The sequence below is a fragment of the Amycolatopsis granulosa genome, assembly GCF_011758745.1.
GTDB classification, from domain to species: Bacteria; Actinomycetota; Actinomycetes; order Mycobacteriales; family Pseudonocardiaceae; genus Amycolatopsis_E; species Amycolatopsis_E granulosa.
In genome coordinates this window covers 3732043-3754249 of the sequence record NZ_JAANOV010000001.1, presented here as the reverse complement: position 1 = coordinate 3754249, position 22207 = coordinate 3732043, and the positions used below count along the sequence as shown (strand labels likewise).

Sequence of the window (22207 nt, the reverse complement as noted above, 5' to 3'; positions counted from 1 at the left end):
TCGGTTCGCCGCGTTAACCGGTCGGGTGATGATCGGGATCACGCTCGTCGTCGTCGGGGGTGCGGCAGCAGTGTTCCAGCCACAGCGCCGCGGCGATCAGCACCGCGGCGCACACCGCCCCGATCGCGACGCTGTAGAGGTCTCTCGACGCCGCGGCCAGCTCGGGTGCCCGCGGGATCAGCGCGCCGGCGATGCCGGCCCACGCCCCGAGCATGATCGCGCCCAGCAGCGAGGACGCCTTCGCGAGCGCCACCGTGCGGGCCGCCGACACGGCGTTGACGAGCCGGCCGGACCGCACCCGTGATCGCATCGAGAACGCGAGCGGGATTTCGATCACCGCGAGTACCAGCAGGGTCGCGCCGGCCGGCCGCGGCAGCTGGGGCAGGTCACCGTAGGCGAACCGGAACAGCAGGTACGCGACCACCAGCCCGATCAGCCCGGCGATCACCAGCTCACGAGGCCGCGTGAAGTGCATACGGCCCACGGTACCCAGCGAGTCCTGGCACAGTTGACTCTCCAGTGACTGGAGGGTTGACCATGGGACGCGTGGACGGGACATTCACCATCGGCGAGTTGAGCCGGCGCACCGGGTTGCCGGTGAAGACCATCCGGTTCTACTCCGACGAGGGGTTGCTCCCGCCCGCCGACCGCACCGGATCCGGTTACCGGCTCTACGACGTGACGGCCATGGCCCGGCTCGAGCTGATCAAGACGCTGCGCGAGCTCGGCCTGGGGCTGGCCGAGGTGTCCGCGGTGCTGGACCGGGAGACGAGCGTGTCCCGGCTGGCGCGCCGCCATCTGGACGCGCTGGACGAGCAGATCCGCAGGCTCCGGCTGCGGCGCGCGGTGCTGCGTGCGGTCGTGAAGCGGAAATCCGAACTGGCGGAGGTGGAACTGATGAACAAACTCGCATCGATGTCCGATGAGGAGCGGGCGCGTCTGGTGGCGGAGTTCTGGCGGGAGATGACCGACGGGCTGGCCGTCGACACCGAGTTCTACGAACGGATGCGCTCGGCGAAACCGGAACTGCCCGACGACCCGTCGCCCGAACAGCTGGAGGCGTGGATCGAGTTCGCGGAGCTGATCCAGGACCCGGAGTTCCGGGCCGCGATCCGGCGCATGAGCGAGCGGCATGCGGACGCCGTGGAGGCGGGCGCGGAATTCGACCCGCCGCCGCAGGAGTGGTCCGGGTGGAGCGAGCGGGCACAACAGGCGCTGGAAGCAGGGCTGCCGCCGGAATCCCCGGAAGGCCGCGCACTGGCCGACGACATCGCGCGAACGTGGGCGCGGGACGGGCAGGACCCGGCCGACCACACGTTCCGCACGTCGCTGGCCGACCGGATCGCCGCCGGGACCGACCGCGGGGCCGAACGGTACTGGCAGCTGATGGCGATCATGAACGGCTGGCCGGAGATACCGGCACGCGTACCAGCGGTCGAGTGGCTGACCGCGGCCTTGCGCGCCTGACCGGATCGCGTGCTCAGCAGCGTCCCCAGCACCGGCGCGCCCTCTGGCTCCGCGGTCAGCGGGGAAAGGGGTGCAGCAGGCGCACGGAGGCGCGGTCCGACTCGGGGCGCGCCTCCAGCAGCTCGCGGATCGGGCCGTGGCCGGGCAGCACCGCGTCCGGCTCGATCTCCATCCACGGGATCAGCACGCTGGCGCGGTCCGGCGTTCCCGGGTGCGGCAGCAGCAGTTCCGGGTCGTCCGAGCGGACACCGTCGACCGTCACCACGTCCACGTCCAGCGTCCGCGGGCCCCATCGCACCTCGCGGACCCGGCCGGCACGTGCCTCCAGCGATTGGCCGGCGCGCAGCCACGCCCACTCGTCCCGGGCCGGATCGTCCACAATGCACACCGCGTTCAGGAAGTCCGGCTGGTCCTCGACACCCCACGGCTCCGTTTCGTACACACTGGACACCGCGACGACGGCGGGCCGGAAGAAGTCGATCACGGACTTCAGGTGTCCCAGCCGGTCACCGAGGTTCGAACCCAGCGACAGAACCGCCCTCACCCACGCTCCCGGTGCACGGTGACCGCCACGTCGTCGAAACTCAGCGGGATCGGCGCGGACGGCTTGTGCACCGTCACCTCCACCGCTGACAGACGCGAATCCTTTTTCAGCACCTCGTCCGCGATGCGGCCGGCCACGCTCTCGATCAGGTCGTAGGGCTCGCCGCCGACGATGTCCGCCGCCAGCTGCGCCAGCTCGCCGTAGTGCAGCGTCCGCGTCAGGTCGTCCGTCGCCGCGGCCGGGGCGAGATCGAGCCACGCGACAATGTCGACCACGAACTCCTGCCCGTCCCGCTTCTCGTGCTCGAACACCCCGTGCCGGCCGAACACGCGCAGCCCGGTGAGCGTGATCCGGTCAGGCATGCCCGCTCCGCCACGCCGCGGCCACCGCGACCGCGTCCAGCGAGGAACCCACGTTGTGCACCCGCACCCCCCACGCGCCCTTGACCGCCGCGATCGCCGACACCGCCGCCGTCGCGTCCTCCCGGCCGTCCGGCGGGCGCGGCACCCCGTCGACGGCCAGCAGGCTGCCCAGGAACCGCTTGCGCGACGCCCCCACCAGCACCGGGAAACCCATGCCCAGGAACACATCCAGCCGGTTCAGCAACGCCCAGTCGTGCTCACCGCGTTTGGCGAACCCCAGCCCCGGATCGAGGATGATCTTCTCCGGCGGAACCCCGGCGGCCAGCGCCGCGTCGACCCGCGCACGCAGCTCGTCCCGGACCTCCGACACCACGTCGGTGTACGTCGCCAGCGCGTTCATGTCCTTGCTGTGCCCGCGCCAGTGCATCAGCACCCACGGCACCTGACCGGCCGCGGCCACCTTCGCCATGTCCGGGTCGGCCAGCCCGCCCGACACGTCGTTGATGATCCGGGCACCCGCGTCCAGCGCCGCCTCCGCGACCGCCGCGCGGGTGGTGTCGACCGACAACCGGAGGCCGTCCGCCGCCAGCGCGCGCACCACCGGCAGCACACGGCCGATCTCGGTCTCCGCGTCCACCCGGGCGGACCCGGGCCGGGTCGACTCGCCGCCCACGTCGATGATGTCCGCGCCGCGCTCCCACATCTCGTGCGCGTGAGCCAGCGCCGCGTCCAGATCCAGGTACCGGCCGCCGTCGGAGAACGAGTCCGGCGTGACGTTCAGGACGCCCATCACCAGACAACGGTCCGGCGCGCCGGTGGTCATCGACGGCCCTTGATGAGGTCCAGCGCCTCCGCCCGGGACCTCGCGGACGTCTGGAGCATGCCGCGCACCGCGGACGTCGTCGTGCGGGCACCCGGCTTGCGGATACCACGCATCGACATGCACAGGTGCTCGGCCTCGACCACGACGATCACCCCGCGCGGCTCCAGCTTGCGCACCAGCGCGTCGGCGATCTGCGACGTGAGCCGCTCCTGCACCTGCGGGCGCTTCGCGTAGAGGTCGACCAGCCGCGCCAGCTTCGACAGGCCGGTGACCTTGCCGTGGCTGTTCGGGATGTACCCGACGTGCGCCACCCCGTGGAACGGCACGAGGTGGTGCTCGCAGGTGCTGTACATCGGGATGTCGGTGACCAGCACGAGCTCTTCGTGCGACTCGTCGAAGGTGCGTTCCAGCACTGCCGCCGGATCGGTGTACAGCCCGGCGAACATCTCCCGATAGGCGCGAGCGACCCGGGCCGGGGTGTCACGCAGACCCTCCCGGTCCGGGTTCTCGCCCACGGCCTCCAGCAGCTCACGCACCGCCTTCTCGGCACGCGCCTGGTCGAAGACCGGACCCTCCTCGGGCGTCAGCTCACTGTCGATCTTGACCGTCCTGCTCGTCGGGGTTCCGCCGGTGCTGGCCCTCCTCGGAGCCGCCGAACCGGTCACCCTGTCGTGGCTGCTCGCCCTGGTTCGGGCGCCACGCCGGTCCCGGTCCACCCGGGTGCGTCGCCGGGGTCCACCCCGGAGGCGCACCGTAGTTCGGCGGGCCGGCCTGGTTGCCGCCGTTGGGCTGCGGCCACTGGCCGGTGCCGTTCGGGCCGTACGGGCGGCCGCCGTTGGACGGCGGGTAGTTGCCGCCCGGTGACGGGGGCGCGTACGGGTTCGACGGTGGTTCCGGCTGGTGGTACGGCGGCCCACCGGGCAGGTCAGCGCCGCCCGGAGCGGTCCCGACCGGGGTCGGCACCTGACGCGGCGCCGGCTTCTTCTCCGGCGGCGGCCACGGCTCGCCGCGCTCCATCGCCAGCTCACCCGGCGTCTTGATCGGCGGCTTGTCCGACGGGGTGCGCTCACCGAACTCGTTGAACACGGTGATGTGCGGCCGCTTCTCGACGGTCGCGAAGATCCGCGAGAGGTCCTTGCGGGTGAGCGTCTCCTTCTCCAGGAGCTCCAGCACCAGGTCGTCGAGCACGTCGCGGTAGGTGTTGAGCACCTCCCACGCCTCGGTGTGCGCGGTCTCGATGAGCTTGCGCACCTCTTCGTCGATCTCGTGCGCGACCTCGAGCGAGTAGTCCGGCTGGCGCCCTGCGGAGCGTCCCAGGAACGGGTCGCCCTGATCCTGGCCGTACTTCACGGCACCCAGGCGGGCGCTCATGCCGTACTCCATGACCATCGCCTTGGCGATCTTGGTCGCCTGCTCGATGTCGGACGACGCGCCGGTGGTCGGCTCGTGGAAGACCAGTTCCTCGGCGGTGCGGCCCCCCATCGCGAACACCAGCCGGGCGATCATCTCGGAGCGGGTCATCAACTGCTTGTCGTCCTCGGGGACGACCAGCGCGTGCCCACCGGTGCGGCCACGCGGCAGGATCGTGAGCTTGTAGACCGGCTCCAGATCCGGCATCGCCCACGCCGCCAGCGCATGCCCGCCCTCGTGGTAGGCGGTGATCTTCTTCTCCTGCTCGGAGATGATCCGGCTCTTGCGCGCCGGGCCGCCGACCACCCGGTCGACCGACTCCTCGAGCGCCGCGTCCGTGATCACGTGCCCGTTCTGCCGGGCGGTGAGCAGCGCGGCCTCGTTGATGACGTTGGCCAGATCGGCACCGGACATGCCGACGGTGCGCTTCGCCAGCGCGTTGAGGTCGACGCCCTGGGCCAGCGGCTTGCCCTTCGAATGCACCTCGAGGATGGCGCGCCGGCCGGCCAGGTCCGGCGCGGACACCGGGATCTGCCGGTCGAACCGGCCCGGGCGCAGCAGCGCCGGGTCGAGGATGTCCGGCCGGTTCGTCGCCGCGATCAGGATGATGCCGCCGCGCGAGTCGAAGCCGTCCATCTCGACGAGCAGCTGGTTCAGCGTCTGCTCGCGCTCGTCGTGACCACCGCCGAGGCCGGCGCCACGCTGGCGGCCGACCGCGTCGATCTCGTCGACGAAGATGATGCACGGGGCGGTCTGCTTGGCCTGCTCGAACAGGTCCCGCACCCGGGAGGCGCCGACACCGACGAACATCTCGACGAAGTCCGAACCGGAGATCGTGTAGAACGGCACGCCGGCCTCACCGGCAACCGCGCGCGCGAGCAGCGTCTTACCGGTGCCGGGCGGGCCGTAGAGCAGCACGCCCTTCGGGATCTTCGCGCCCAGCGCCTGGTAGCGGGCCGGGTTCTGCAGGAAGTCCTTGATCTCGTAGAGCTCTTCGACCGCCTCATCCGCCCCCGCGACGTCGGCGAAGGTCGTCTTCGGCATGTCCTTGTTCAGCTGTTTGGCCTTGGACTTGCCGAAGTTCAGGACGCGGTTCCCGCCGCCCTGGGCGTTGTTCATCATCCACATGAGCAGCAGGAGCAGCAGGCCCAGCGGGATGATGTAGTACAGGATCTGCGTGAAGAAGCCCTGCTGCGTCACCGTGGTGGTGAACTTGATGTTCTTCTTCTCGATCAGCTTCCCGTAGATCGCCCCGGCCGCCTCCGACGGGAACGGCGCGATGATCTGATCGACCTGCTGACCGTCGACATCGATCTTGTTGTTGAGCGTCAGCTTGAGCTGCTGCTCCTTGTCCTCCAGGTTGGCTTCCTTCACGTTGTTCTCGTCGATCTGCGCGATCGCCTGTGAAGTGGGTGCCTGGGTGTAACCGCGGTCGCTGTCGGTGAGGGTGTTGACCAAGAGGAAGATCAACACAACCGCGACGATCCACAGCAGCGGGTTCCTGAGCAGGCGCTTCCGGTCCATATGCCTCGGCCGTTCGGCCTCGACCCTCCCTGGCTAGGCGGTAGATGTCACATCCGCCGTCACGGTGTAGACAACAACTTGCGGTGTGCGAGGAACACCCCGTCCATCCAGGGTACAGTCCGGCCGACATGGGCACCTGCACGAGTCTCCAGCAGGTCAACGGCCGGTCACGCGCGCGGGTTCCCCGGGCGGGTCGCGTCAGCGGCCCGGCTCCCCGGTGACGCTCGCCACCATCTCGGACAGCCTCGTACGCAGGGTCTTCCCGTCCGCGGCCGAGACCGTCACCCACTCCCGCCCGTCGGCACCGGGCCGCGACAGGCTGAGGTAACGGCCGGTGGCCGTGTCGAACCAGCCCAGGACCGGTGACCTGCGCCGGCCGTGCACGTCGGACCGGCTGTTCGCGGCGAGCTGACCGCCGCGCAGGCGGGGCTGGCCGGCGAGCCGCGCGTACGCCTCCCGCGGGTCGGCGGGACGCTCGGACAGCGACCGGCGCCGCGGCTTCGGGTCCCCACCGACCGGGACGGCCGGCCGGGACGGCGGGATCCACAGGGCCTCGTCGACCGGAAGTGTGATGGAAGCCTCCGTACCGCGCGTGCCCGGCGGCAGCAGATCGACGACCGTGGACGCCAGCCCCTCCGGGAACGCGGGCCGTACCCGGATGCCGGACGCGTCCTGGATCGCGACCACGCCCAGTACGCCGTCGGTTGCCGCGAGGATCGACACCGGCGGCGCCTGGAAGTCCGGGATGTGCACGGCGTCGACGCTGAGCGTGGCCTGCGCCAGCACCCGGAACCAGTCCTCGACCCGCGGGTCCAGCCGTCCGTGGTGGTCGCGCAGGCCGCGGGCCTTGAGCTCCTCGAGGGCCAGCCGGCGCAGCCGCGCGCGCTCGTCCATGGTCGCGCCGTGCGAGCGCACCCGCAGCGGGTACGGCAGCTCGCCGATGCCCGCCGCCTCCCACAGGAAGTCGAACGTCAGCGGCGTGAAGAACGTGAAGGACGTCGAGAACCCCGCGCGGTTCACCAGGCACCGCCCGGCGCCAGGGTGTCGCGGGCGGCGCCGGCCAGCATCTCGCCCAGCCGGTGCCGCAGGGTCGCCGCGTCGGCCGGGGCGATGGTGATCCAGTCGCGCCCGTCCTGCCCGCGGCCGGCTTGCGTGAAGTAGCGGCCGCTCCCGGTGTCGAACCAGCTCAGCACCGGCGGGCGGGTCCGGGCGCCGCTGCGGCTGCGCGCGTTGGCGCCGATCTGGCCGCCCCGCAGGCGGGGCTGGGCCTGCATCCGGGCCAGGGCCTTGCGGTCGTCGTCGGCACCGGTGCGCGCACCGGCCACCGGGCGCCGCTGCAGGAAATCGGCCCCCGTGGCCCCTACGAGCTGTTCGAGCGGGACGGTGATGGACTTCTCCGTGCCCCGCAGCGCGGCCGGCAGCAGCGACACGATGGCACTCGCGAGGCCGTCCGCGGGCAGCGGCTGGAAGTGGAATCCGCGCTGGTCGTGCACCGCGAGCACCGCACGGCCGGCGAGGGCCGCCGCCACCGCGAGCAGCGGCGGCGCGTCGGGCGCGGTGATGTGCACGCTGTCCAGGCTGGTCTCCGGCGCCGCCAGCACCTGGAAGAACTCCTCGACGTGCGGCGCGGGACGGCCACGGCCGTCCGCGGCGCCCCGTGCGGCGAGCCGGTCGAGGGTCTCCCGGCGCAACCGGGCGCGCTCGTCCATCGTCGCGCCGTGCGAGCGCACGTCCAACGGGTACGGCAGTTCACCTGCACCGAAGGACTCCCACAGGAAGTCCAGTTCCAGCGGAGTGAGCAGCTCCGCTCGCGCCATCAAGTCCCTCTTTCCGGTTCGCGCCTCAGCGCCGGATCACCTCAGCGCCGGATCAGCCGTCGTCCTCGTCGTCCCAGGCCCCGATGACCGGCGGCGCGGTGGCCGTGGTGGCGCCGAACGCCTCGTCCGGGTCGGCCTCCACGAGGAAGGACGCGCGGGTGTGCTCCTCGTCCTCCGCCCCGTGCGCGCCGCCGGCACCCATGCCGCCGCCCATACCCGAAGCGGGCGGCGCGCTGGTGCTGCCGATGGTGCCACCGGCGTTGACCAGACCCTGCTGCTGCGCGGCGCCGTTGTTCTGCTGCTGGGACTGGTCCGAGCTGGCCGCCGTCCCGTCGGCCGGCTCCTTGGCACCGGACCTGCTGCCCCGCCCGAGGACGGCCTTGCCGCCCACCGCGGCCAGACCCGCGGCGCCGAGCCCGGCCACCGCACCCAATACCGCGGAACCACCACCGCCGGACCCGGTCGGCGCGGGGACCGCCTGGCCGGCACCGCTGACCGTGCCCGGCGCGACCGCGGGCGCCGGGGCACCGTGCCCAGCGGGAGCGCCACCAGGCTGGCCGCCCGGGGTGAAGCCGGTCGCACCGCCACCGGGGACACCCCCGCCGACCGCACCGACCTCGCCGATCCCGACGGCACCGAGGCCGCTCGTCACCCCACCGGACACCGCTCCCAGCGACTGCGCCGAGGTGCCGCCGAGACGACCGTCCGCGGGCAGGCCCAGCGACTCCGGCCCGAAGCTCGGGGTGGCGCTGTCCACCTCGGACATCGCCTGCGTGTACGCGTTGAAGTACTGCACCTGCTGGGCGTGCACGGCGCGGGCCTCGTCGGACTGCTGCTTCATGTCCGCGACCATCGCGGCCGGGCCACCGGCGAGCATCGCCGCGGTCTGTTTGCCCGGGTCGAACTCCTTCGGCGCCGGCATCTTCTTGACCTCGGCGGCCGCGGCGGCCTGCTGCACCATCCGGCTGGACATCGTGTGTGCCGCGTCGCCGGCCTGCTTGCTGGAGTTGGCGATACCGACCAGCGCGCCCTGCGCGGAACCCGCGCCCTGCCCGATCCAGGCGTTGCCCAGCTCGGTGATCGCCCGGTAGAGGTCGTCGGCGGCCTGGTGCAGGCTGTCGCCGTGGGACTGCCAGTGCCGCCCGGTGGCCTCGGCCGTGGCCGGGTCGTTGTCCTGGGTGGCGCCGAGGTAGAGCTGGGTGCTCTCCTGGGACGCCCAGTTCGGGGGGCTGCCGATGGCGCGGTCGCCGCCGTAGGTGAACCCGCCCGCGCTGCTGCGGGCCTGCTGCACCAGCGCAGCGGCCTCGCCGTTGTCGCCCAGCTGGACGCTCCCGCCGCTGGCCTCGCTGCCCGGAGAAGTGGGTGAGGTCGGTGAAGTCATGTGCTCGGTCCCCCCGGACTCAGACCTGGCGGCCGGACGCCAGCGCGTCCCCGGCGGCCTGCTCGATCTTGTCGTAGTGGCTCATGGCCGCGACGATCGCATCCTCGGCCTGCTGGTACTGGTGGTAGAGGTTGCGCAACGCCGTCACGTACGACTCGCCGCCCCCGTCGGCGCGCTGCACGAACTTCGCGGCGATGGCGTTGCCCACCGGGTTGTTCCCCAGCTTCGGCGGCTCGGCCAGGGACCCGGCGTTGCGCAGCAGGTTCTCCACCTGGTCCTTGCCGAGCCGGATCTTCGTCAGAACCGTCTGCGCGGCGTCCGGGTCGACCCCCAGCTGACCGTTCACGGCGGCGTTCCGGAACGCCGCGGCGTCCGCGTAGCTCCCCATCAGCTCTCCCTACCCCATGTCGGTACCGCGTCGCGGTCCGTCACCCTCGCTCGCCAGGCTAACGCACCACACCGACACCCATGACGCGTTCCGGGGTGATCGGGATCGGGAATTCCCGGTGGTCACGGATAGTGTTCAGGCGCCGTACACCTTCGGCTCAAGCGTGCCGATGTAGGGCAGGTCGCGGTAGCGCTCCCCGTAGTCCAGGCCGTAGCCGACGACGAACTCGTTCGGGATGTCGAAACCGACGTAACGCACCGGCACGTCGACCTTGACCGCCTCCGGCTTGCGCAGCAGCGTCACGACCTCCAGCGACGCCGGGTTGCGGCTAGCCAGGTTCTTCAGCAGCCAGGACAGGGTGAGGCCGGAGTCGACGATGTCCTCGACAATCAGCACGTGCCGCCCGGTGATGTCCCGGTCGAGGTCCTTGAGGATGCGCACCACGCCGGAGGACGACGTGGACGAGCCGTACGAGGAGACGGCCATGAACTCCAGCTGCGCGGGCATCGGCAGCGCGCGGGCGAAGTCGGTCATGAACATGACCGCGCCCTTGAGCACGCCCACCAGCAGCAGATCGCCGGCCGTCGTCTCGCGTTCGTAGTCCGCCGCGATCTGCTTGGCGAGCTCGGTGATCTTGTCACCGATCTGCTGCTCGGTGATGAGGACGGAGGCGATCTCGCCTTCGTACACGGGTCAGTCCCCTCTGGTTTCCGGTGGATTCATGGCAAGCCTGCCATGTGTCCGGGTCACCACCAAGCCGCCGGGTAGCCAAACACCGCCCTGACCGCGCCAGTCACCGACGAGCGCGTCGACCGACCGCAGGTGGGCGTCGGTGAGGTCGCGTGCGCCCCCGGCGGTGAGCCAGGCGCGGAGGATCCTCCGCCGGAGGGAGGCCGGCAGCGGGGACAACGCCGCGATGTCCGGTTCGCCGTGCCGGTCCAGGAAGCCGGCGGCCAGGGCGTCGAGCGCCTCCACGTCCTCCCTGAGCTGGGCAGCGGTGCGCGCGAGCGCCGCCGCCACCCCGCCGTGGAGGACGTCTTCCAGCAGGGGCAGCACTTCGGTGCGCAGCCGCACCCGGGTGAAGCGCGGATCGCTGTTGTGCGGGTCCTCCCACGGGGTCAGGCCGAGCGCCTGGCAGGCCGCTCGCGTGGCCGACCGGGGCAGGTCCAGAAGTGGCCTACCCCACGGGAGATCCAGCGCACGCATGCCGGCGATCGAGCGCGGGCCGGAGCCGCGGCCGAGTCCGAGGAGGACGGTCTCGGCCTGGTCGTCCCGCGTGTGCCCGAGCAGGACGATGCCGCGGTGGTGCGCGCGCAGCGCGGCATACCGGGCGTTGCGGGCAGCCGCCTCGGGTCCGCCGGGCCCGGTCGCCTCGACGGTCAGCACCTCCGCCGCATCCACCCCGAGCTTGCGCGCGACCTCGGCCGCCTCCGCGGCGACGCGTGCGGACCCGGCCTGCAGACCGTGGTCGACGACCAGCGCCCGCACCGGCAGCCCGAGCCGGCGCCCGGTGAACACCGCGGCCTCGGTGAGCGCGAGCGAGTCGGCGCCGCCGGACACCGCGACGTCGACCGCCGGCACGCCCGGGCACCGCGCGAGGAGCTTCCGCACCGCGCGGCGCGCCGCGGCCACCGCGGGGTGCGGGCCGGTCACCGGTGGACGCGCCGCACCCATGCCTCGGGATCGACGATCTCGGCCCGGGTCGGCAGCGTGTACGGCGAAGTCCAGACGGCGTTGAACCCGGCCATCCCGACCCGGTCCACGACGTGCCGGGTGAAGGCCGCGCCCTGCGCGTACTGGCGGATCTTGGCGTCCACCCCGAGCAACGCCCGCAGCAACCGGTCCAGCAGGCCACCGCCCTTGCGGCGGTCGGTGAACCGCGCGCGGATGGTCTCCACGCTGGGCACCACACCCGGCCCCACCGCGTCCATCACGTAGTCCGCGTGCCCCTCGAGCAGTGTGGACAGCGCGAGCAGCCGGTCGAACACCGCACGCTGCTCGGGCGAGCGCAACAGCTGACCGACCGCGACCAGCCCATCGGCCTTGGCACGGCGGGCCTCGCGCAGCGCGTCCGGCAGCCGGCCGAGCAGGTCGGTCATCCCGTCGGTGTCCCCGGTCAGGCCACTGACCAGCCGCTCGACCTCACCGGCGAAGTAGTCCCGCAGCCAGCCCACCGCGGTGAACTGCAACCGGTGCGTGCTCTCGTGCAGGCACACCCACAGCCGGAAGTCCCGGCCCGGCACCCGCAGCGCCTGCTGCGCGGTGACCACGTTCGGCGCCACCAGCAACAACCGCCCGGCCCCGTCCGGCCCGCCGAACGGGTCGTACTGCCCCAACACCCGGGAAGCGAGGAAGGCCAGCACCACACCGGTCTGCACTCCCGCACCACCGGCCAGCACCGGGCCGAACGCCCCGGCCGGGTTGGGCGGCAACGCCTTCGCGGTCAGCGCATCGAGACCGGCGGCGGCCGAGCGCACCCAGCCGGGCCGGTCCACGACGTCGCCGGGCAGCAGCGGGAGCCCGGCACCCAGTCCGGTCAGATCACGCACGTGCGCCTCGGCGTCCACGGTCAGCTCTCGCAGCTCGGTGACGGCCTCGCGAGCCTCCTCGCGTGACACCACCGGGCCACCCCGGACGAGGAAGGCACCCGTGGACGCGGCCAGAGACCAGTCGACGACCGGCCGGGTCGTGCCCTCGCTCATCGTGTCCACCTTCCCGAAGCTACCGGCACCCGCAGCCTTGTAGCGAGGCCGCGACGACGTCCAGTGCCGCCCGCGCGCTCCGCTGGTCGGCCCCGTCGGACATCAACGCGAACACCAGGACGCGCCCATCCGCGTCGAGCACTACTCCTGCCAACGTGTGGACACCGGACAGAGTGCCCGTCTTGGCACGCACCCATCCACGGCCGGACCGGGACGCGGTGTCCTCGTAGCGCCCGGCGAGGGTGCCACTGCCCCCGGCCACCGGCAGCCCGGCCAGCAACGGGCGCAGCCGAGCGGTCCGCGCGTCCTTGGCGTCCGGTCCGGACGCGGCCGCCAGGATCTGCGCGAGCAGCTTCGCCGGCACGGTGTTCTGCGGGGAGAGCCCGCTTTCGTCGCTCAGCCTCACCTGGGAGACGTCGAACCCGTGCTGCGCGAGCACGGACAACGTGGCCTGCGCCGCACCGGCGAACGACGGGTCGTTGCCGGTGGCTTTGGCGGTCATCCGGCCGATCGCGTCAGCGAGCGTGTTGTCCGACGCCTCCAGCGCGTGCGCGATCAGTTCGCTCAGCGGGGCCGACTTGACCTCGCCGAGCACCCTCGCGTCCCGCGGCGCGGTGGCGGTCCCGGCCGCCGTCGCGCCCAGCCGCTGCGCGAAGGTCTGCAGCACGGTGTTCGCCGGCTGCATGACGCGCAGCGAGTGGTCGTTCTTCGGATCGGTCAGGCCGCCGTCGAGCATCACCGGCGTCATCGGGGCGGTGTAGACAGGCGCGTCGTCCCCAGCCCAGCCCGGCGCGGTCTGCGGACCGGTCCAGACGGACGTGTCGATCTGCACCTGCTTGACGGCGCCGCCGCTGGCCTGCTTGACCTGGGCGACGAGGTCGTCGAGGTGCGCGGCGCCCGGGTAGACCGACTGCTGACCGGGCGGCAGGGAGGACAGGGTGATGTCACCGCCCGCGACGAGGATCGCGGTGTCCGGCGAGGAGCCCTCGACGACCTTCGTGCTCAACTGCGTCCCGGCATCCATCGCGAGCAGCGCGGCAGAGCTGGTCAGCAGCTTGGTGGTGGAGGCCGGGGTACGCAGCTGGCCGGAATTGCGGTCCCACAGCATCTGGCCCGTCGCGGGGTCGATGACCGAGCCGGTGAGCGTGCCCAGCGCCCCGTTCTGGGCTGGGCCGGCCAGCGCCGACGACACCCCGGAAGGCGTCGGTTCCGGCGCCGAGGGGCTGGGTGGCTGGAGCGAGAGGGCGACCGAAACCGGCTCGGGGGCGGCAGCCTTGGGACGGTTCGGCGCCCACGGGAGAGCCAGCCGGTTGGAGACGTAGGGCGTGGCCAGCGCGACGCCCACCGCGACGACCAGCACCAGCACCAGCGCGCTGATCGCCAGTACCCGGCCACGGCGGCGCTTCGGCCCGGCCGGGGGTTGGGCCGGGAGCTGGGGCGGGAGTTTCTCCTCCCCGGTGGTCGCCTCGGCGGGATGGATCTCCCCGCTCGGCTCGATGCGCATCGGCTGCATGAGCGGGACCGCCGACGGCGGCATCGGCTGGGGGCGATCCGGCCGGCCGGGGGTGTTCTGCTGGCCGCCGGACCGGGCCCACTCCGGCTCGGCGGGCCCCTGCTCACCCTGGGTTCCGGGCCGCGGCCGGTCCTGCTGACCACCACCCGGCCCACCCTGGGCACCAGGCCACGACCGGTCCTGCTGACCCGCGCCCGGCTCACCCTCGGCGCCCGGCCGCGCCCACGCCCGCTCGGCGGGACCGTGCGCCCCCTGAACACCGGACTGCGGGCGGGACTGGTCCGGCTCGCCCCGGCCGCGCTGTCCCGGTGCGCCGTCCTGCTCGCCCTGCCGGCCCGAGGCCGGCTGGGCCACGCCCTGCGCACCGAGCCGCGCCGTGTCCGGTCCGCCACCACCCCGTTCACCCGGCGCGCCGAACTGGCCACCGTCGCGCTCGGCGTGCCCACGCGGACCCGGCTGCGGGCGGGACTGTTCCGGCTGGCCGTGCTGGGCGGACCGGCCCGAGCCCGGATCACCCGCGCCCTGCCCACCGGACCGCGCGCCGTCGTCCGGGCTGCCCGTGGCAGCTGATCGCGACTCGGACTGATCCGGCCCCGCGAGGCGGGGCCACCCGGCCCGGTGCGGGAGCTGCTGGGGTGCGGTCGGCTGCTCACCGGGGCGCTCGTCGCGCGGGACGCGGTGCGGGGCGGTCTCCTGCTCGGACGGCAGGCCGGCCGCCGCGTCCGTCCGGTCGTGCCGCTCCGGCGGGCCGGGGACGAACACCGTCGGGGACTCCGGCAGCGAAGCCGTGCCAGGCAAGGGCAGCTGGGCCGTCGCACCGCCGTCAGCGGGGTTCTCCTCCCGCGCGGCGTCGGTGTCCTCCGAAGGCCACTCGGGCTGGTCGTTGCTCGGCACGCACCCCTCCTCCTCACCGGCGACACGCCGCGGGCAGACTCACTGTTGTCAAGACGACATCAGTGCGACTTCCCAACGGCGCGTGGTCCACACTAGTGACGACAAGTTAGCGAAACCGTAAGCCGCCGGTATCGGCGGGAAAAGACGAGGTCAGCGAGGACGCCGTGGAGTTCGACGCCACGATCGAAATCCCCAAGGGGGAGCGCAACAAGTACGAGGTGGACCACAAGACCGGTCGCATCCGCCTGGACCGGACCCTGTTCACGGCCACCCAGTACCCGGCCGACTACGGCTTCATCGACGACACCCTGGGGCAGGACGGCGACCCGCTCGACGTGCTGGTGCTCGTCCAGGAGCCGACGTTCCCGGGCTGCCTGATCCGCTGCCGCGCGATCGGCATGTTCCGGATGACGGACGAGAAGGGACCGGACGACAAGGTCCTCGCGGTGCCGTCGGACGACCCGCGGCTGGAGCACCTGCGGGACATCCACCACCTGAACGAGTTCCACAAGCTCGAGATCGAGCACTTCTTCCAGGTCTACAAGGACCTGGAGCCGGCCAAGAGCGTCGAGGGCTCGCAGTGGGTCGGCCGCGCCGAGGCCGAGGCCGAGATCAAGCGCTCCTACCAGCGGGAGATCGACCGGCTCGCGAAGGAGGCCGCCGAGGGCGGCGAGCACCACTGAGTGCGGACGTGTGAAACGCCCCTTCCCCGCGCGGGGAAGGGGCGTTTCGTTCGGGTCGAGCTGCTCCCGGACCGGTGCTACGCGCGATAACCGGGGATCGGGTAGGCCGCGAGCAGGTCGCGCACCTCGCCGGCGATCCGGGTGATCGTCTCCTCGTCACCGGCCGCGGCCGCGGTGACGGTGCGGTCGATCCACTCCGCGATCTGCGGCTGGTGCTCCGGGGTGAGGCCGCGGGTGGTGATGGCCGCGGTGCCGAGCCGGATACCGGACGGGTCGAACGGCTTGCGCGGGTCGAACGGCACGGTGTTGTAGTTCAGCTCGATACCGGCGCGGTCGAGCGCCTGCGCGGCCGGCTTGCCGCCGATCTGCTTGCTGGTCAGGTCGACCAGCAGCAGGTGGTTGTCGGTGCCGCCGGACACCAGGTCGAAGCCGCGCTCGATCAGAGCCTGGGCCAGCGCCTTGGCGTTGGCGACGATGGCGTGCGCGTAGTCGCGGAAGCCGGGCTTGGCCGCCTCGCCCAGGGCCACCGCGATCGCGGCGGTGGTGTGGTTGTGCGGGCCGCCCTGCAGGCCGGGGAACACGGCCTTGTCGATGGCCTTGGCGTGCTCGGCGTCGGTCAGGATCATCGCGCCCCGGGGACCGCGCAGGGTCTTGTGCGTGGTCGTGGTGATGACCGGCGCGTGCCCCACCGGCGACGGGTGCGCACCGCCGGCGACCAGACCGGCGATGTGCGCGATGTCGGCCACCAGGACGGCACCGACCTCGTTGGCGATCTCGGCGAAGGCCGGGAAGTCGATGGTGCGCGGGATCGCCGTGCCGCCGGCGAAGATCAGCTTCGGCCGGTGCTCCAGCGCCAGCTCACGGACCTGGTCGAGGTCGACGCGGCCGGTTTCCTTCCGCACGCCGTAACGGACGGGGTTGAACCACTTGCCGGTGGCCGAGACCGACCAGCCGTGCGTGAGGTGGCCGCCGTCGGGCAGGGCCATGCCCATCACCGTGTCGCCGGGGCTGGCGAACGCCAGGTAGGCGGCCAGGTTGGCCGGCGAGCCCGAGTACGGCTGGACGTTGGCGTGGTCGACGCCGAAGAGCGCCTTGGCCCGTTCGATCGCGACCTGCTCGACCTGGTCGATGAACTGCTGGCCCTCGTAGTACCGCTTGCCCGCGTAGCCCTCGGAGTACTTGTTGGTCAGCACGGACCCGGTGGCCTCCAGGACCGCCTCGGACACGTAGTTCTCCGAGGCGATCAGGCGGATCTTCTCCGCCTGGCGGCGCGCTTCGTCCTCGACGAGTCCGGCGATCTGCGGGTCGGCCGCGGTGAGCGTGGGGATGGCTGGCTGGTGCGTCATCTTCCTACTCCTGACACTGGCTACACCCAGGCGCGCGGTGCCGGCCTCGTCGGTCGCTTCCCGGTGGTGCTCCACCTCTACGGCGCCAGTCGCATTTCGGTTGCGACCAGCTTAGTCGACGGGTGCGACACCGTCCGCGTGCCGCTTGGCCAGCTGCTGGTAGATCGCCGCGTTGTGCTCGATCCAGCCGCGGGCGGAGTCGCTCAGCGGCACGAACTTCTTCGCCGGGCTGCCCATCGCGATGACCTCGGGCGGCACCTGGGTGCCAGGTGTGACGGTGGACCCGGCGGCGATCAGCGTCCGTTCGCCGATGACCGACTGGTCCAGCACCGTGGAGCCGTTGCCGATCAGGGCCTGCTCACCGACCGTGCAGTCGTGCACCAGGCACATGTGGCCGACCGTCACGTTCCGGCCGATCTCGCACACGCCGGTGTTCACGTGGACGACCGAGTTGTCCTGGATGTTGGCGCCCTCACGCACGATGATCTTGCCGAAGTCGGCCCGCAGGACCGCGCCGTACCAGATCGAGACGTCCTTCTCGATCACGACGTCGCCGATCAGGGTCGCGGTGGGCGCGATCCAGGCGTCCGGGTGCACGGTGGGGCTGACGCCCTCGAAGGAAAACAATGGCATACCCGGAACCTTAGGGCAGGCAGAGCGACTCGATCTCCTCACGGAGGGTGCCGAACGGGCGTCGCCGGACGCGCTGCTGCACGACCGCGCCCAGCAGGTAGGACGTCAGCGCCCGGGCCCGGGCGCGCGGGTCGATCACGCCGACCCCGGCGAGGAGCTCGGTGAGCAGCTCGGTCACCGACCGCAGCATCGCCTCGATCGCCTCCGGGTGCTCGGCGCGGCTGACCGCGATCCAGTACTCGAACCAGAGGAACGCGGAGTCGGCCTCCTTGGCGAAGCTGTCGAGGTAGGACTCGAGGACGGCCCACAGTTTCTCCCGCGGGTCGTCGTGGTGGGCGGCGACCTCGCGCAGCTCGTCCAGGAAGGCGGTCACGTGCGCGGCCATCGCGCGGTCGACGAGCACGTCGATGTCGCTGAAGTAGTAGTGGATGGCGCTCTTGGTGAGCGGGCTCGCGTCGGCGATCGCCCGCGCCGTGCACCCGGCCAGCCCGTCCCGCGCGAGCACCTGCCGCGCGGCTTCGACGATCTGCTCCTGCTTGGCGAGCTGGTTCGGGGAGAGCCGCTCGCGCTGCCCGGGCGGGGTGACGGCCACTGCGATGTCCTCCTGGTGCTGGTGAGGACGCTGAGCCTACCGTTCAGGACTGGTGTCCCAATGAACCCCCGGCGTGGCTTCGGTGCGAGCGGTGCCCGGCCATTTACCGTCCCGGAATGAGGATCGCGCGCTGGTGGTTCGGGCTGCACGCCCTGGTTGTGCTGCTCGGTGTGGTCACGCAGCTGTTCGTCACGTCGGGGGTGATGGGCGGCCGGTACGACTCGGCGGCCGCGCGGGTGGCCAACGTCTTCGCCTACTTCACGATCCAGTCCAACCTGATCGTGGGCGCCACCAGCCTGCTGCTCGCGATCCGTCCACGGTGGACGTCCACCGCGTTCCGCACACTGCGGCTGGACGGCGTGCTCGCGATCGCGGTCACCGGGATCGTGTTCCACCTGGCGCTGGCCGGGTTGCAGGACCTCAGCGGGTGGGCCTGGGTCGCGGACTTCCTGCTGCACACCGCGTCCCCGCTGCTCGGCGTGCTCGGCTGGCTGCTGTTCGGGCCGCGTGGCGCCGTCACGCCGCGGATCATCGGGTGGTCGGTGGTCTACCCGATCGCGTGGCTGGCGTTCACCCTGGTCCGTGGCGCGATCGACGGCTTCTACCCGTACCCGTTCATCGACGTGACGGCGCTCGGTTACCCGCGGGTCGCGGTGAACTGCCTGGTGATCGCGGCGCTCTTCCTCGCGCTGGCGACCGGCGCGATGCTGCTCGACCGGTTGCTGGCGCGCCACCTCGGCCACCCGGACGAGCCGGCGGCCGCGCATCCCCCGCGGTTGTAGGCCGTTGACGCCGTGCCCACTCGGATGTTGTGAACATCGGAATGTGTAGAGTATCCGGTGATGCCTTCAGGGGAGGAGCTGCGGATGGTCCGGCTGACCCGTGCGCAACAGCAGGAACGCACCCGTGCGTCGGTGCTGGCGGCCGCCGAGGAGGAGTTCGGCGAGCACGGTTACGCCCTGGCGAAAGTCGACCGGATCGCCGAGCGGGCCGAGCTGACCCGCGGCGCCGTGTACTCGAATTTCCCGAGCAAACGGGCCCTGTACCTGGCAGTGCTGATCGAGCTGGTCGAGAGGTCGGCCGGAACCGGACCGCAGGTGCCGCCGGCGTCGCCGGGGGAGGCACTGGCCGCGTTCGCCCGCGCCTGGCTCGAGCGGCTGCCGCTGACCGGTGACACAGCCGCGGGCGGGCGCCTGCAACTACGTTCGCTGGCCGGTGTCCTCGACGACGACCACGCGCGCACGGTGCGGGCACAGGTGGCCGGGCTGGAAGCGGTACTGCTCGCGGTGGCGCTCGAATCCGGCGAACGTGGTGCGGCGCCGGTCCGGCGTGTCCGGCTGGCCGAGCTGGTGCTGACCATGCTGGACGGCTGGAGCCACCTGGCCGAGACCGCGCCGGGCTTCGGCGATCCCTTCGACGTGGTCCGCGCGTGCCGCCACCTGGCCGGAAGCGACCTCGCGGACACCTGGGCGCCACCGCACCTGCCCCACGTCGCGCCCGCGCAGCCGTGCGCGGACGCGTGGCATCCGCCCGCCGGGCTGGTGGACCGGATCAGCGGCGACGAGGTCGGGTGGGGCGCCGACGGCCTGATCACCGTGCTGGGCGCCGGCCGGCTCACCGCCGCCGAGGAAGCGATCCGTTGCGCCCGGCCCGGTGAACAGGTCACCGTGGTCGCGGTCACCGGTGACCCGGCCGAGACCGGTCGCCTGGTCCGCCTCCGGATCGGGGATCTCACCGGCTGCCTGCGGCGGGTGTTCCCCTCGGAGGCGTGGCGCTCGGTGCGCCTGGTCGTCGCCGACGCCGACGACGCGGCCCGGGTTGCGGCGGCGGTCGGCATGCCCGGGGTCGACGACGAGACGGAGGCCGCGGTGCGCGTCCAGGACGGCGTGATCGTCGCCAGAGCCGGCGGCCGGGGCGCCGCCTACGCGGCCTCCGCTGCCGGCGTTCCGCGCAGCACGCGGCCGCGGCGGGCCGGCGCATGATCCGGCCCGAGCTCCCCGCGACCGAGGCCCGCCTGCTGGTGCTGCACGCCCTGCGGTGCGGCGGCAGCGCCGGCCTCACCCGCTTGGCGGCGGCCACCGGGCTGGGCGAATCCGACGTCGAGTCCGAACTGATCGATCTGGCGGTCGCCGGTCTCGTCACGCACTTCCCCGGCGAGTTCGGCGGGTGGATGCTGACCGACGACGGCCGGGCGGCGGACGCGGACTGGATCAGCACCGAGCTGGACGAGGCCGCTGGACGCGCCGCCGTGACCGCGGCCTACCAGAGGTTCCTCCCGCTCAACCCGGAACTGCTCGACCTCTGCACGGCGTGGCAACTGCGCCCCGTGGACGGTGTCCTGACCGGTAACGACCACCGCGACCGGACCTACGACACGCGGGTCCTCGACCGGTTCGCCGAATTCCACCGGCGCGCCACCGTGGTTTGCGACGAGCTGGCCACGGCGCTGCCCCGGTTCGGCCGCTACCGGGTCCGCCTCACCAAGGCCCTCACTCAGGCCGCAGCCGGAGCACTGGAGTACGTGGCCGACCACACCGCGTCGTACCACACGGTGTGGTCGGAACTGCACGAAGATCTCCTCGCCACGCTCGGGATCCCGCGGTGAGGTGGATCCGCCCGCTCTCCGCGCGAGCCGGGGACGACGCGGATCTCCTGGGCAGCGCCGATCTCCTGGGCAACAAGGCACACGGCCTCGTGGTTCTGCGCCGTCTCGGCCTGCCGGTGCCCGCCGGGTTCGTCGTCACCACCGAGGCGTGCCGCGCGTTCCTGCGTGACGGGCGGCTTCCCGGCGAACTCGACGACGAACTCGCGGCAGCCGTGGCGGGCCTCGAATCCGTCACCGGGCGCTGGTTCGGGGGATCACGACGGCCGTTGGCGGTGTCCGTCCGCTCCGGGGCTAGCGTGTCGATGCCCGGCATGATGGACACGATCCTCAACCTCGGCCTCACCGCCCGGGCCACGGCCGCGCTGGCAGCCGAGACGGGCGACCCCACGTTCGCCCGGGATTCGCGGCAGCGGTTCCTGTCCGGCTTCACCGCCGCGATGACCGGCGACCGGCCGATCCCGGACGATGCGCACCGGCAGTTGGCGCTGGCGGTGGAGACCGTCTTCTCGTCGTGGAACACCCCGCGCGCGCGAACCTACCGCGAGCTGCACGGCATCCCGAACCACCTCGGCACCGCCGTGATCGTCCAGGCCATGGTGTTCGGCAACCGCGACGAGCGCAGCGGCACCGGAGTCGCGTTCAGCCGCGACCCCAACACCGGCGAGAACGTCCCGTTCGGTGAAGTCCTCTTCGGACACATCGGTGCCGACGTCGTCTCCGGCTCTGCGCTGACCCGGCCGTTGCACGAGCTCGCCGACCGGGAACCCGCGGTGTGGGCCGGCCTGCTCGACGCCCTGAATCGGGTCGAAAGGCACTACCGGGACGCCTGCTACGTCGAGTTCACCTTCGAGGCCGGCGAGCTGTGGATGTTGCAGGTCCGGTCCGGCGGGTTCACCGGCGCCGCCGCGGTGCGCGTGGCGACCGAGCTCGCCGACGAGCACGTGATCGAGCGCCGCGAGGCGCTGCTCCGGATCTCGCCGCACCATCTCCAGCACGTCCGCACGCCGCGGATCACGATCGCGGGCGCCGACATCCTGGCGCGCGGGCTGGGTGCGTGCCCGGGGGTCGCGGCGGGCCGGGTGGCGACCACGCCGGAGTCAGCGGTGCGCATGGCCGCGCATGGGCCGGTCGTCCTGGTGCGCCCGGAGACCTCACCGCACGACATGCGTGGTCTGGCCGCCGCCGCCGGGATCGTGACCGCCTACGGGGGCCCGGCCAGCCACGCGGCGGTCGTCGCGCGCGCCCTGCGGAAACCGGCGGTCGTGGGCGTCGGCGGCCTGACCGTCGACGTGGCGGCGGGCTCGGTGCGGGCCGGTGGACGCACCGTCGGCGAAGGCACCCTCATCACCATCGACGGGACCAGCGGCGAAGTGGCCCTCGGCCGGCCGCCGGTCGTGACAACCGCAGCCGACGCCCACCTGCACCGCCTGCTCGAGTGGGCAGACGACGTGGCGGGAGACCACTCCCCGCGCGACGAAACCGAACGCCTCCGCGCCGCTCAGGCGGTACTCCGGACCGCTTGA

General features: G+C 72.3%; 23 protein-coding genes and 1 riboswitch. Of the genes, 6 read left to right on the top strand and 17 right to left on the bottom strand.

Going from position 1 to position 22207, the window contains the following annotated elements:
• Positions 1-13: 13 nt before the first annotated feature.
• Positions 14-475 carry a DUF3180 domain-containing protein gene (locus tag FHX45_RS18405; RefSeq protein ID WP_167103323.1) on the bottom strand — a complete coding sequence of 154 codons (462 nt, stop codon included), beginning with the start codon at positions 473-475 and terminating at the stop codon, positions 14-16.
• Between the two features lie 62 nt (positions 476-537).
• On the opposite strand from FHX45_RS18405, the gene FHX45_RS18400 reads away from it, so the two are divergent.
• A complete protein-coding gene (locus FHX45_RS18400; protein WP_167103320.1) occupies positions 538-1467 on the top strand; it encodes a helix-turn-helix domain-containing protein in 930 nt (309 codons plus the stop codon).
• Positions 1468-1522: 55 nt separating this feature from the next.
• Here FHX45_RS18400 and folK read toward each other — a convergent pair whose 3' ends face one another.
• From folK to dacB, 13 genes are all read right to left on the bottom strand, one after another.
• Positions 1523-2011, bottom strand: coding sequence for a 2-amino-4-hydroxy-6-hydroxymethyldihydropteridine diphosphokinase (folK, locus tag FHX45_RS18395; RefSeq protein WP_167103317.1), 489 nt, complete (start codon positions 2009-2011; stop codon positions 1523-1525).
• Positions 2008-2373 (bottom strand): dihydroneopterin aldolase, encoded by a 366-nt coding sequence (gene folB / locus FHX45_RS18390; RefSeq protein WP_167103314.1) that lies wholly within the window; start codon positions 2371-2373, stop codon positions 2008-2010. The genes folK and folB overlap by 4 nt, the downstream gene beginning before the upstream one ends.
• The gene (folP, locus tag FHX45_RS18385; RefSeq protein WP_167103311.1) at positions 2366-3196 is read right to left on the bottom strand and encodes a dihydropteroate synthase; all 831 of its coding nucleotides are present in this window, start codon (positions 3194-3196) and stop codon (positions 2366-2368) included. The genes folB and folP overlap by 8 nt, the downstream gene beginning before the upstream one ends.
• Positions 3193-3795 carry a GTP cyclohydrolase I FolE gene (gene folE / locus FHX45_RS18380; RefSeq protein WP_167109163.1) on the bottom strand — a complete coding sequence of 201 codons (603 nt, stop codon included), beginning with the start codon at positions 3793-3795 and terminating at the stop codon, positions 3193-3195. Before folE ends, folP begins: the two co-directional genes overlap by 4 nt.
• On the bottom strand, positions 3785-6130 hold the full coding sequence (gene ftsH, locus FHX45_RS18375; RefSeq protein WP_167103308.1) for an ATP-dependent zinc metalloprotease FtsH: 2346 nt from the start codon (positions 6128-6130) through the stop codon (positions 3785-3787). Before ftsH ends, folE begins: the two co-directional genes overlap by 11 nt.
• Positions 6131-6328: 198 nt before the next feature.
• Positions 6329-7150, bottom strand: coding sequence for an ESX secretion-associated protein EspG (locus FHX45_RS18370; RefSeq protein WP_167103306.1), 822 nt, complete (start codon positions 7148-7150; stop codon positions 6329-6331).
• Positions 7147-7947, bottom strand: a complete 801-nt coding sequence (locus FHX45_RS18365; RefSeq protein ID WP_167103303.1) for an ESX secretion-associated protein EspG — start codon at positions 7945-7947, stop codon at positions 7147-7149. Before FHX45_RS18365 ends, FHX45_RS18370 begins: the two co-directional genes overlap by 4 nt.
• A 52-nt stretch (positions 7948-7999) precedes the next feature.
• Positions 8000-9328 (bottom strand): hypothetical protein, encoded by a 1329-nt coding sequence (locus FHX45_RS18360; RefSeq protein ID WP_167103300.1) that lies wholly within the window; start codon positions 9326-9328, stop codon positions 8000-8002.
• Positions 9329-9347: 19 nt separating this feature from the next.
• The gene (locus tag FHX45_RS18355; protein WP_167103297.1) at positions 9348-9716 is read right to left on the bottom strand and encodes a hypothetical protein; all 369 of its coding nucleotides are present in this window, start codon (positions 9714-9716) and stop codon (positions 9348-9350) included.
• A 135-nt stretch (positions 9717-9851) separates the two neighbouring features.
• Positions 9852-10406, bottom strand: coding sequence for a hypoxanthine phosphoribosyltransferase (gene hpt / locus FHX45_RS18350; protein ID WP_167103294.1), 555 nt, complete (start codon positions 10404-10406; stop codon positions 9852-9854).
• 3 nt (positions 10407-10409) lie between these two features.
• Positions 10410-11369, bottom strand: a complete 960-nt coding sequence (gene tilS / locus FHX45_RS18345; RefSeq protein WP_167109161.1) for a tRNA lysidine(34) synthetase TilS — start codon at positions 11367-11369, stop codon at positions 10410-10412.
• Complete coding sequence (locus FHX45_RS18340; RefSeq protein WP_167103291.1) at positions 11366-12418, bottom strand: zinc-dependent metalloprotease; 1053 nt, start codon at positions 12416-12418, stop codon at positions 11366-11368. The genes tilS and FHX45_RS18340 overlap by 4 nt, the downstream gene beginning before the upstream one ends.
• A 19-nt stretch (positions 12419-12437) precedes the next feature.
• The gene (dacB, locus tag FHX45_RS18335; protein WP_341771518.1) at positions 12438-14825 is read right to left on the bottom strand and encodes a D-alanyl-D-alanine carboxypeptidase/D-alanyl-D-alanine endopeptidase; all 2388 of its coding nucleotides are present in this window, start codon (positions 14823-14825) and stop codon (positions 12438-12440) included.
• Positions 14826-14989: 164 nt separating this feature from the next.
• On the opposite strand from dacB, the gene FHX45_RS18330 reads away from it, so the two are divergent.
• On the top strand, positions 14990-15508 hold the full coding sequence (locus tag FHX45_RS18330; RefSeq protein WP_027933612.1) for an inorganic diphosphatase: 519 nt from the start codon (positions 14990-14992) through the stop codon (positions 15506-15508).
• 77 nt (positions 15509-15585) lie between these two features.
• On the opposite strand, the gene FHX45_RS18325 is transcribed toward FHX45_RS18330, so the two are convergent.
• From FHX45_RS18325 to FHX45_RS18315, 3 genes are all read right to left on the bottom strand, one after another.
• Complete coding sequence (locus FHX45_RS18325) at positions 15586-16854, bottom strand: serine hydroxymethyltransferase (RefSeq protein ID WP_167103288.1); 1269 nt, start codon at positions 16852-16854, stop codon at positions 15586-15588.
• Positions 16855-16871: 17 nt separating this feature from the next.
• Positions 16872-16957, bottom strand: a riboswitch (ZMP/ZTP riboswitch).
• A gap of 8 nt (positions 16958-16965) precedes the next feature.
• The gene (locus tag FHX45_RS18320; RefSeq protein ID WP_167103285.1) at positions 16966-17487 is read right to left on the bottom strand and encodes a gamma carbonic anhydrase family protein; all 522 of its coding nucleotides are present in this window, start codon (positions 17485-17487) and stop codon (positions 16966-16968) included.
• Between the two features lie 10 nt (positions 17488-17497).
• Positions 17498-18079, bottom strand: coding sequence for a TetR family transcriptional regulator (locus tag FHX45_RS18315; RefSeq protein WP_167103282.1), 582 nt, complete (start codon positions 18077-18079; stop codon positions 17498-17500).
• Positions 18080-18195: 116 nt separating this feature from the next.
• On the opposite strand from FHX45_RS18315, the gene FHX45_RS18310 reads away from it, so the two are divergent.
• The 4 genes from FHX45_RS18310 to FHX45_RS18295 are packed head-to-tail and all read left to right on the top strand — an operon-like array spanning position 18196 to position 22207.
• Positions 18196-18861 (top strand): Pr6Pr family membrane protein, encoded by a 666-nt coding sequence (locus FHX45_RS18310; protein ID WP_167103279.1) that lies wholly within the window; start codon positions 18196-18198, stop codon positions 18859-18861.
• A gap of 60 nt (positions 18862-18921) precedes the next feature.
• Entirely contained in the window at positions 18922-20061 is a 1140-nt protein-coding gene (locus FHX45_RS18305; RefSeq protein ID WP_341771517.1) for a TetR/AcrR family transcriptional regulator, read from the top strand.
• Positions 20058-20684, top strand: a complete 627-nt coding sequence (locus FHX45_RS18300) for a transcriptional regulator (RefSeq protein ID WP_167103276.1) — start codon at positions 20058-20060, stop codon at positions 20682-20684. The genes FHX45_RS18305 and FHX45_RS18300 overlap by 4 nt, the downstream gene beginning before the upstream one ends.
• Positions 20681-22207 carry a pyruvate, phosphate dikinase gene (locus tag FHX45_RS18295; protein ID WP_167103273.1) on the top strand — a complete coding sequence of 509 codons (1527 nt, stop codon included), beginning with the start codon at positions 20681-20683 and terminating at the stop codon, positions 22205-22207. The genes FHX45_RS18300 and FHX45_RS18295 overlap by 4 nt, the downstream gene beginning before the upstream one ends.

What these genes read in the sequence shown, in the direction of transcription:
- FHX45_RS18405 (WP_167103323.1), bottom strand. Translation starts at nt 475, where the DNA reads ATGCACTTCACGCGGCCTCGTGAGCTGGTGATCGCCGGGCTGATCGGG.
- FHX45_RS18400 (WP_167103320.1), top strand. Translation starts at nt 538, where the DNA reads ATGGGACGCGTGGACGGGACATTCACCATCGGCGAGTTGAGCCGGCGC.
- folB (WP_167103314.1), bottom strand. Translation starts at nt 2,373, where the DNA reads ATGCCTGACCGGATCACGCTCACCGGGCTGCGCGTGTTCGGCCGGCAC.
- folP (WP_167103311.1), bottom strand. Translation starts at nt 3,196, where the DNA reads ATGACCACCGGCGCGCCGGACCGTTGTCTGGTGATGGGCGTCCTGAAC.
- ftsH (WP_167103308.1), bottom strand. Translation starts at nt 6,130, where the DNA reads ATGGACCGGAAGCGCCTGCTCAGGAACCCGCTGCTGTGGATCGTCGCG.
- FHX45_RS18365 (WP_167103303.1), bottom strand. Translation starts at nt 7,947, where the DNA reads ATGGCGCGAGCGGAGCTGCTCACTCCGCTGGAACTGGACTTCCTGTGG.
- FHX45_RS18360 (WP_167103300.1), bottom strand. Translation starts at nt 9,328, where the DNA reads ATGACTTCACCGACCTCACCCACTTCTCCGGGCAGCGAGGCCAGCGGC.
- FHX45_RS18355 (WP_167103297.1), bottom strand. Translation starts at nt 9,716, where the DNA reads ATGGGGAGCTACGCGGACGCCGCGGCGTTCCGGAACGCCGCCGTGAAC.
- FHX45_RS18340 (WP_167103291.1), bottom strand. Translation starts at nt 12,418, where the DNA reads ATGAGCGAGGGCACGACCCGGCCGGTCGTCGACTGGTCTCTGGCCGCG.
- FHX45_RS18325 (WP_167103288.1), bottom strand. Translation starts at nt 16,854, where the DNA reads ATGACGCACCAGCCAGCCATCCCCACGCTCACCGCGGCCGACCCGCAG.
- FHX45_RS18320 (WP_167103285.1), bottom strand. Translation starts at nt 17,487, where the DNA reads ATGCCATTGTTTTCCTTCGAGGGCGTCAGCCCCACCGTGCACCCGGAC.
- FHX45_RS18310 (WP_167103279.1), top strand. Translation starts at nt 18,196, where the DNA reads ATGAGGATCGCGCGCTGGTGGTTCGGGCTGCACGCCCTGGTTGTGCTG.
- FHX45_RS18305 (WP_341771517.1), top strand. Translation starts at nt 18,922, where the DNA reads ATGCCTTCAGGGGAGGAGCTGCGGATGGTCCGGCTGACCCGTGCGCAA.
- FHX45_RS18300 (WP_167103276.1), top strand. Translation starts at nt 20,058, where the DNA reads ATGATCCGGCCCGAGCTCCCCGCGACCGAGGCCCGCCTGCTGGTGCTG.